Origin of the sequence: Cyanobium sp. N5-Cardenillas, from assembly GCF_024345515.1 — a bacterium.
Taxonomy (GTDB): domain Bacteria; phylum Cyanobacteriota; class Cyanobacteriia; order PCC-6307; family Cyanobiaceae; genus Cyanobium.
In genome coordinates this window covers 1-7613 of sequence record NZ_JAGQBG010000155.1, presented here as the reverse complement: position 1 = coordinate 7613, position 7613 = coordinate 1, and the positions used below count along the sequence as shown (strand labels likewise).

At 72.8% G+C, this 7613-nt stretch carries 10 protein-coding genes and 1 pseudogene; 5 read left to right on the top strand and 6 right to left on the bottom strand.

The annotated features are described in order from the left end of the window. From KBZ04_RS12150 to KBZ04_RS12135, 4 genes are all read right to left on the bottom strand, one after another. On the bottom strand, positions 1 to 1013 hold a 1013-nt coding region (locus tag KBZ04_RS12150), incomplete at its 3' end, for a TPR domain-containing glycosyltransferase (RefSeq protein ID WP_254992176.1). Between the two features lie 53 nt (positions 1014 to 1066). Further along, the gene (locus tag KBZ04_RS12145) at positions 1067 to 2695 is read right to left on the bottom strand and encodes a glycoside hydrolase family 3 N-terminal domain-containing protein (protein WP_254992175.1); all 1629 of its coding nucleotides are present in this window, start codon (positions 2693 to 2695) and stop codon (positions 1067 to 1069) included. An 8-nt stretch (positions 2696 to 2703) separates the two neighbouring features. After that, the gene (rbfA, locus tag KBZ04_RS12140; RefSeq protein ID WP_254992174.1) at positions 2704 to 3132 is read right to left on the bottom strand and encodes a 30S ribosome-binding factor RbfA; all 429 of its coding nucleotides are present in this window, start codon (positions 3130 to 3132) and stop codon (positions 2704 to 2706) included. 2 nt (positions 3133 to 3134) lie between these two features. Beyond that, complete coding sequence (locus KBZ04_RS12135) at positions 3135 to 3341, bottom strand: DUF751 family protein (RefSeq protein ID WP_254992173.1); 207 nt, start codon at positions 3339 to 3341, stop codon at positions 3135 to 3137. Between the two features lie 75 nt (positions 3342 to 3416). On the opposite strand from KBZ04_RS12135, the gene KBZ04_RS12130 reads away from it, so the two are divergent. Further along, complete coding sequence (locus tag KBZ04_RS12130; RefSeq protein ID WP_254992172.1) at positions 3417 to 4136, top strand: glutathione S-transferase family protein; 720 nt, start codon at positions 3417 to 3419, stop codon at positions 4134 to 4136. 59 nt (positions 4137 to 4195) lie between these two features. Beyond that, on the top strand, positions 4196 to 4456 hold the full coding sequence (locus KBZ04_RS12125; RefSeq protein WP_216910383.1) for a chlororespiratory reduction protein 7: 261 nt from the start codon (positions 4196 to 4198) through the stop codon (positions 4454 to 4456). A gap of 15 nt (positions 4457 to 4471) precedes the next feature. Here KBZ04_RS12125 and KBZ04_RS12120 read toward each other — a convergent pair whose 3' ends face one another. Beyond that, on the bottom strand, positions 4472 to 5071 hold the full coding sequence (locus KBZ04_RS12120; RefSeq protein ID WP_254992171.1) for a shikimate kinase: 600 nt from the start codon (positions 5069 to 5071) through the stop codon (positions 4472 to 4474). A gap of 63 nt (positions 5072 to 5134) precedes the next feature. On the opposite strand from KBZ04_RS12120, the gene KBZ04_RS12115 reads away from it, so the two are divergent. After that, complete coding sequence (locus KBZ04_RS12115; protein WP_254992170.1) at positions 5135 to 6097, top strand: 6-pyruvoyl trahydropterin synthase family protein; 963 nt, start codon at positions 5135 to 5137, stop codon at positions 6095 to 6097. Continuing rightward, complete coding sequence (locus KBZ04_RS12110) at positions 6094 to 6777, top strand: RibD family protein (RefSeq protein WP_254992169.1); 684 nt, start codon at positions 6094 to 6096, stop codon at positions 6775 to 6777. The genes KBZ04_RS12115 and KBZ04_RS12110 overlap by 4 nt, the downstream gene beginning before the upstream one ends. Here the strand turns inward: KBZ04_RS12110 and KBZ04_RS12105 are convergent. Continuing rightward, the gene (locus KBZ04_RS12105; protein ID WP_254992168.1) at positions 6759 to 7202 is read right to left on the bottom strand and encodes a hypothetical protein; all 444 of its coding nucleotides are present in this window, start codon (positions 7200 to 7202) and stop codon (positions 6759 to 6761) included. The genes KBZ04_RS12110 and KBZ04_RS12105 overlap by 19 nt on opposite strands. Positions 7203 to 7281: 79 nt before the next feature. Between KBZ04_RS12105 and KBZ04_RS12100 the strand changes: the two are divergent. Then, positions 7282 to 7605: pseudogene (locus KBZ04_RS12100) on the top strand (peptidogalycan biosysnthesis protein); the annotation flags it as partial. Positions 7606 to 7613: the final 8 nt, after the last annotated feature.

Below are 7613 nucleotides of genomic sequence, written 5' to 3'. Positions count from 1 at the left end.
AGGGCCAGGGCCTGCCGGTAGGCGGCGATCGCCTCCAGCAGGCGGCCCCGCTGGCGTTCGATCAGGCCCAGGTTGAACCAGGCCAGGGCAAGCTCCGGGGAGAGGCGGGTCACCGCTGCCGTCAGGGCTGCCGCCTCTTCCAGGGTCCCCTGGCGCAAGAGCAGGGCCCCGAGGTTGAGCCGGGCTCCGATGCTGAGCCGCCCGTCCAGGGGCAGCTCCAGGGCCTGGCGGTAGAGGGCGGTCGCGGCGTCAGGCTCCCCAGGGCTGCGGGCGATGGCGAGATGGAGCAACAGCTCATAGCGTTCCGCAAGGGATCCGGGACCGACCCGGGCCAATCCCTCCTCCAGCAGGGCGATGCCCCTGGCGTGATGGCCCTGGCTCACCTCCAGGGCGCCGAGCTTGGCGCAGGCGTAGGGGTCGCCGGGCCTGGCGGCCAGTTCCGCCTCCATGGCCTGGCGCAGGCGTGCCGCCTTGCCGGAGGCCGCCAGCAGATCCGGGCGGTAGCCCTCGTGCACCAGGGCCGGTTCCCCGCAGGCCAGCACCTGCCAATGGGGCTCCTGCTCCAGCAGCGCGGCCACACTGTCGTCGACCATGGCGTGGTAGCGGCGGCTCCAGCGGATCGCGGCATGGCGCCGGAACAGGCGGCTGACGCTGGAGAAGGGGGACTGGGCGGCCCCCACTTCCTGGCGCAGCAGGTTGATCAGCAGCACCTGCGGCTGCGCCATCAGGGCGCGCAGCGGCGCGCACGCCTCGGGCCGCAGCCACTCATCGGCATCCAGCACCAGCACCCAGTCGCCCCGCACCAGATCCAGGGCGTGGTTGCGGGCAGGGGCGAAATCCCCCGGCCAGGCCAGATGGTGCACGCTGGCCCCGCAGCGGGCGGCGATCCCAGCGGTGCCGTCGTCGGAGCCGGTGTCCACCACCACCATCTCGTCGACGAAGCCGGCCACCGAAGCCAGGCAGCGCTCCAGGCGCTCTGCTTCGTTGCGCACGATCATCGACAGGCTCAGCATCGGACGCTGCGGGGCAGGACGGTCGTGCCAGGAGGCTAGGCGCCGGTGAGGGCTCAGTCGGTGAAGTCCGCGTCGACTGCCGCGCCGGGGCCGAGGCCGAGGCGCCCCAGCAGTTCGCCCTGGGCCAGGGCCATCTGGCCCGGGGACCAGGCGGCCGGAATGCCTGGCCCCAGCAGCGGCTGCAGGGCCTGCCAGGCATAGGGGCTGCCGTAGACCGCCAGGCCCGCCAGTCGGCCGGCGGCCTGCAGCTGGCGGATCACCGCCGGCCAGGGATCCGGACCGTCGGCCCTGCCGCGGAACGGATTGCCGCGCACGAACAGCTGCAGCAGCACCGGACCCTCGCCCAGCCGCTCCAGGGCCAGGGGGGCCTCCCCATCCCCGCTCCAGGGGGAGGGCCCCTGGCCGTCAATCAGGCAGGCCCGCCATCCCGCGGCCGCCGGCAGGGCCAGGGCCGGAGCGGTCGCCGGCAGGAAGGGGCAGGCCAGGCTGTTGTCGAGCCGGATCAGGTTCACCCCGGGGCCGCGCACCGGGCCCTGTCCCTGTTGCTCCAGGCTGCGTTGCACCAGCTCCAGGGCCAGGGCCTGGTCGGAGGGGGAGGGGCCATTGCTGAGCTGGCCCAGGGGGGCGGAGGCGCTGGGGGCGTCGCCGGCGGGGCAGCGCCCCAGGGCCAGGCGCCGCCGCTCCAGGCTGGCCTGCAGCCGCTCCAGGGCCAGCCTGCCGCTGTGGACGGCCGCGACGATGGCGTCGATCGCCCCCTCCGCATCGCCGGGCATCAGCACCAGGTCGGCCCCCGCCTCCAGGGCCAGCACGGCGGCTTCCGAGGCGCCGTAGCGGCCGGCGATCGCCTCCATCACCAGGGCATCGGTGACGATCAGCCCCTCGAAACCGAGCTCGTCGCGCAGCAGCCCGGTGAGCACCGGCCGCGACAGGGTGGCAGGGTGCTCGCCGTCGAGGGCCGGCAGCAGCAGGTGGGCGGTCATCACTGCGGCCACCTCGGCGGCGATGGCGTCGCGGAACGGCGGCAGCTCCACGGCCTCCAGGCGGGCGCGGCTGTGCGGCAGCAGGGGCAGCTCCAGGTGGGAGTCGCTGGCGGTGTCGCCGTGGCCGGGGAAATGCTTGGCGCAGGTGAGCACCCCTTCGGCCTGGGCGCCACGGCAGAAGGCGGCCGCCAGGGCACCGGCGGTGGCCGGGTCTTCCCCCCAGGCCCGCACGTTGATCACCGGGTTGGCCGGGTTGTTGTTGACGTCGCAGACCGGGGCAAGCAGCCAGTTGAGTCCGAGCTGGCGGGCCTCCCGGCCCGTGCAGGCCCCGTAACGCCGGGCCAGATCCAGGGCCAGGGTGGGATCGGCGGCGTGAATCCGGGCCAGGGCAAGGGGCGGCACCAGCCAGCTGGCCCCCTCGAAGCGCTGGCCCACCCCCTCCTCGACGTCGGCGCAGAGCAGCAGGGGCTCGCTGGCCCAGGCCGACAGCTGGCGGGTGCGCAGCCGCAGTTCGGCGGCGCTGCCCCCCAGCAGGATCACGCCACCCACGCCGCGCTTGAGCAGGCGCTGCAGGCTGGCATTGTCCAGCTCCCAGCGGGGATAGCGCCGCTGGCCATCGGCCGGATGGCCGCTGCAGCGCACCACCAGCAGGGCGGCGACGGCGCGGTCCAGGGCCTGCTGCTGCTCGATCGATGGCGCCATGGGGCGGGTCAGACCTCGGTGTCGCTGTCGGTCTCGGGGTCGTCGGCGGGATCCGCCGGGCCCTCCCCGTCACCGCGCTCGCGCCGTTCCGCCTCCAGGCGCTGCAGCAGCCCCAGCACCGTGTTGCCCTTCTCCAGGCCCCGGTCGAGAACGAAGGCCACCTCCGGTGTGCGGCGCATCTTGAGGCGGCGGCCCAGCTCCCCCTTCACGTAGACGGCGGCCGCCTGCAGGCCGGCCATGGCCACCTCCCGATCCTCGGTGCTGCCGAAGATGCTCACGAAGATCTTGCAGTGCTGCAGATCGCCGGCCACTTCTACGCTGGTGACACTCACCATGCCGTGCTGGACCCGCTCGTCCTTGATGCCGCTGATCAGCAGCTCGCTCACTTCCCGGCGGATCAGGGCCGCCACCCGTTCCACCCGTCGGCTCTGTGCCATGACTACGAAACCGGCCCGGTCTGCACCATGGCACGCAGCACCAGGGTGAGGCTGATCATGCCGCTGACCAGGGCGCCCACCAGGGCCACCGCCGTGACCGGGTTGCTGCGCCGCCGGGCCAGGGGCTCGAACACCGAGTTGAACACCCCCAGGCTGAAGGCGATCAGGTAGCGCGGATAGCGGGTCACATTGACGAAAAACTCTTTCATGGCCTCGGCGGCGGTCCTGGTCGGATGCTGGCTACTCTGCCGCCCGGGGCCACGTCCAGCCGTCATCGAGGGTCCATGGAGCTGCATCAGTTCAGACATTCCGCCTTCTGCGAGAAGGTGCGCCTGCTGCTGGCCTACAAGGGGGTGGAGGCCACGATCGTCGAGGTGACCCCCGGCCTGGGGCAGCTGGAGCTGTTCCGTCTCTCCGGCCAGCGGCAGGTGCCGGTGCTGGTCGACGGCGGTGAGGTGATCCCCGATTCCACGGCCATTGCCCTGCACCTGGAGGCCTCCCACCCGCAGCCACCCCTGCTGCCGGCCGATCCGATCGCCCGCGCCAGGGTGCTGCTGCTGGAGGACTGGGCCGACACCGCCCTGGCCCGGGGCGCCCGCCTGGCCCTGCTCCAGGCCGCGGCCGCCGACCCGCTGCTGCGGGCGGCCCTGCTGCCCGAGGCCACCCCGGCGCCCCTGCGTGACCTGGTGGGGGCCCTGCCGGGTGGCCTGCTCGGCTCCGCCACCGAGGCGATGCGCGACCTGCTCGGGCCCTGCGAGGTGCGGCAGCTGCACCGCAGCCTCGAGCAGCTCGCCCTGCTGGTGGCCGAGCGTCCCTACCTGGAGGGCGATGCCCTCTCCCTGGCCGACCTCGCCGTGGCGGCCCAGCTGTACCTGCTGAAGTTTCCCGTCTGTGCGGGTGCCCCCCTCGCCGGGCGGGGCGTCGAAGGCATCGCCGACAACCCCGTGCTCGAGCCCCTGTTCGCCTGGCGCGACCAGCTGCTTGCCGCGGTGGGCCGGGACTGAGGCCCGGCACCGCATCGGTCCCCGCACCCGCCAGGATGGGCTTCGCTGGTGTCCTGGCCTTGTCCGATCCGCTGCTGCGGGAGCTCGACCATTACGTGGTGCTGGAGCCTGGCCAGGGGGAGCGCATCCTCACCGCCGCCGAAACCCTGCTCTGGCTGGCTGGCCACGTGGAGGCCCTGGGGGATCCACCGGCCGACCTGGCAGACCTGGCCGATCCGGAAGCCCGCGCCGGCCGGCTGATCGACACCGCCTGTGAGCTGGAGCTGGCGCCGGGTTGCGCGATCCAGTGGTTCGCGGTGCGGCTCGAGCCCCCCGGCTGAGGGAGCCGCTGGTGCTCAGTCGGGGGCGTCAGGGGGCTGACGGGGGTCGCGCAGCACCGAGGGCAGGGCCTCCAGCACCTGCAGCGCCACTTCGGAGGGCTGGCCCCCTTTCTGCACCACGGCCAGGTCGGCCTGGGCGTACAGCGGCCGTCGCTCCTGCAGCAGGGCCTGCAGGCGGCCGGCCGGATCGGCAGCGTCGAGCAGGGGCCGCCGGGTGGGATCGGCGGCCAGACGCCGCAGCAGCTCCGCCTCGGGGGCATCCAGCCACACCACCACCCCCTGGCGCATGTGCCCCCAGTTCTCCGGTCGGGTCACCGCCCCACCGCCGGTGGCCACCACAAGGGAATGCCAGCTGGCGATGCCATTGAGCACGCTGGTCTCGAGGGCGCGGAAGGCCTCCTCGCCATCGCTGGCGAAGATCGCATCGATCGGCCGGCCGGCGGCCTCGGTGAGGGTGGCGTCGGCATCGATGAAGCGATAGCCGAGGGCCTCGGCCAGGGGCCGCCCCACGGCGCTCTTGCCGGCCCCCATCATCCCCACCAGGTAGATATTGAGCCCATCAAGGCGGCGGGCCAGGGCCCGGTGGCTGGGGGTGGCGGCGGGGTCAGGGGCCATGCGGGCGCGGTCGGCGGCATTCCTGACCCCGTTTCTAGGATGGGCGTCCCCTGGCCCCCGGCGATGACCGCAACCCGGTTGACCGCCTCTTCCGCGGCACCTTCCCCCACCAGCCCCGCCCACGGGCGCGGCCGGCCCTGTGTGATCACGCGCCGGGCCACCTTCAGTGCCAGCCATCTCTACCGGCTGCCCGAGCTGGACGAGGCCGAGAACGCCCGTCGCTTCGGCCGCTGCAGCCTGGCCCCGGGCCATGGCCACAACTACGAGCTCACCGTCGCGATGGGCGGTCCCCTCGACGGCGACGGCATGGTGCTCAACCTCTCCGACGTCAAGCACGCCATCCGGCGGGAAGTCAGTGACCCCCTCGACTTCCGTTTCCTCAACGACGTCTGGCCCGAGTTCGACCTCTCCAGGCCCGACGGGCGGCTGCCCACCACCGAAGCCCTGCTGCTGGCCATCCGCGAGCGGCTCGCCCCCCATCTGCCGCTGGTGGCCCTGCGGCTCCACGAACAAACCAACCTCTGGGCCGACGTGCTCTGCGGTCCCACCATTGATCCCATGGAAGCCTTCCTCTCGATCCGCACCCACTTCGCCGCGGCCCACCGCCTGGCCCGCCCCGAACTCAGCCAGAGCGAGAACGAGGCCATCTACGGCAAGTGCGCCCGCCCCCACGGCCACGGCCACAACTACCTGCTCGATGTGACCGTGCGGGGTCCGATCGATGCGCGCACCGGCATGGTCTGCGACCTGGCCGAGCTGCAGCAGCTGGTGGCCGACCTGGTGGTGGAGCCCTTCGACCACACCTTCCTGAACAAGGACGTGGAGCACTTCGCCGGCTGCGTTCCCACGGCCGAGAACATCGCCCTCCACATCGCCGACCTGCTCAGCGCCCCCATCGCCACCACCGGCGCCCGGCTGCACAAGGTGCGCCTGCAGGAGAGCCCCAACAACGCCGCCGAGGTCTTCGCCGAGACGCCGCAGCTGGAGATGCTGCCGGCGGCCATCGAAGCCCTTGCGGCCGTTTGAGTCCGGCGGCGACCCCGGAGCTGCGGCTCGTGCTGGCGGTGAGCCTCGATGGCCGCCTCGCCCCGGCTGATGGGGGTGCCGCCCAGCTGGGGGGCGCCGGTGACCGGCAGGTGCTGGAGGAGGCCCTGGCCTGGGCCGATGCCGCCCTGGTGGGGGCCGAGACCCTGAGGCGCCACGGCAGCACCTGCCTGATCCACCGGCCCGCGCTGGTCGAGGACCGGCGTTGCCAGGGACGCTCCCCCCAGCCGATCGCCATCGCCGTCAGCCGCAGCGGCCGCCTGCCCGCCGCCCTGCCCTTCTTCCGCCAGCCCCTGGTTCGCTGGCTGCTGCAGGCTGCTCCGCTGCCCCCCGCGGCCCCTGCGCCGGGTTTCGAGCACCACCTGCCCCTGCAGAGCTGGAGCCAGGCCCTGGAGACTCTGGGCGGGCTGGGGCTACGACGGCTCGTGGTGCTGGGGGGGGCGCAGCTGGCGGCCTCCCTGGCGGCCGAAGACCTCCTCGACGAACTCCAGCTCACCGTCTGCCCCCGGCTGCTCGGAGGCGTCCATGGCTGGTTGCCGGTCGAGGCCCAGGTAGCGCCGGAGGCCCGGACGGGCTGGCGGTTGGTGGAGCACCGGGCGCTGCCGGGGGACGAACTGCTGCTGCGCTGGCGGCGCCCCGGGGATCAGGGCGCGACCTCCTGAAGGCCGAGGCTGCCGCTGCCAAAACGCTTGCCCAGTTCCCGCAGCGGCATGTCCCGCAGGCTGTCAGTGGGGAGGCCGAACATTCTGGCCAGGCAGCGTTTGACCACCTCCTCGCTGTCATCGCCGAAGCGGCCGCTCACCATCTCGGTGAGCACCCCCAGGCTGCGGCCGCTGTTGTCGGTCTCCTCGATCAGGCATTTGCTGGTGGGCACCGCCAGCTTGCGGCAGGGATCCTGCAGGCTCTTCACCAGATCCGTTCGGCCGGCGGAGGCCGTCTCCACGCAGACCCGGGTCAGCTGGTTCTCCAGCTGGGGACGCAGCAGCATCAGCACCGGCCGCAGCAGCCCGGCCCTGGCCGGCACCGGGGGCAGGACCAGCGCCATGGCCGCCGTCAGGAGCATCAGGATCCGCAGGGGCTTGGCCATGGCGGGGGAAAGACGCTCGGTCGCAGGGAATCAACCGTTAGTTTTGCGCCTGCCCTGTCCCCCTGTGTCGCCACCGGCCATGGCCGAGCTGCAAGTCCGCTGGCACAAGGCAACGCAGGACATCCCTGAAGACCAGTGGCAGACGTTGGTGGGGGGCGACGGCGGGGCGCCGGAAGAGGCCGTGGATCGCCCCTTCTATGGCTGGCGCTGGTTGCACCATCTGGAGGCCAGTGGCAGCATCGTGCCCCGCCAGGGCTGGCAGCCCTGCCATCTGGGGCTCTGGCGCCAGGGGCGGCTGGTGGCTCTGGCGCCCCTGTATCTGAAGGGTCACAGCTACGGGGAGTTCGTCTTCGACCAGTCCTTTGCCCAGCTGGCCGGCCAGCTGGGCCTGGGCTACTACCCCTAGCTCGT

What these genes read in the sequence shown, in the direction of transcription:
- KBZ04_RS12120 (WP_254992171.1), bottom strand. Translation starts at nt 5,071, where the DNA reads ATGGCCCCTGACCCCGCCGCCACCCCCAGCCACCGGGCCCTGGCCCGC.
- KBZ04_RS12115 (WP_254992170.1), top strand. Translation starts at nt 5,135, where the DNA reads ATGACCGCAACCCGGTTGACCGCCTCTTCCGCGGCACCTTCCCCCACC.
- rbfA (WP_254992174.1), bottom strand. Translation starts at nt 3,132, where the DNA reads ATGGCACAGAGCCGACGGGTGGAACGGGTGGCGGCCCTGATCCGCCGG.
- KBZ04_RS12135 (WP_254992173.1), bottom strand. Translation starts at nt 3,341, where the DNA reads ATGAAAGAGTTTTTCGTCAATGTGACCCGCTATCCGCGCTACCTGATC.
- KBZ04_RS12130 (WP_254992172.1), top strand. Translation starts at nt 3,417, where the DNA reads ATGGAGCTGCATCAGTTCAGACATTCCGCCTTCTGCGAGAAGGTGCGC.
- KBZ04_RS12105 (WP_254992168.1), bottom strand. Translation starts at nt 7,202, where the DNA reads ATGGCCAAGCCCCTGCGGATCCTGATGCTCCTGACGGCGGCCATGGCG.
- KBZ04_RS12145 (WP_254992175.1), bottom strand. Translation starts at nt 2,695, where the DNA reads ATGGCGCCATCGATCGAGCAGCAGCAGGCCCTGGACCGCGCCGTCGCC.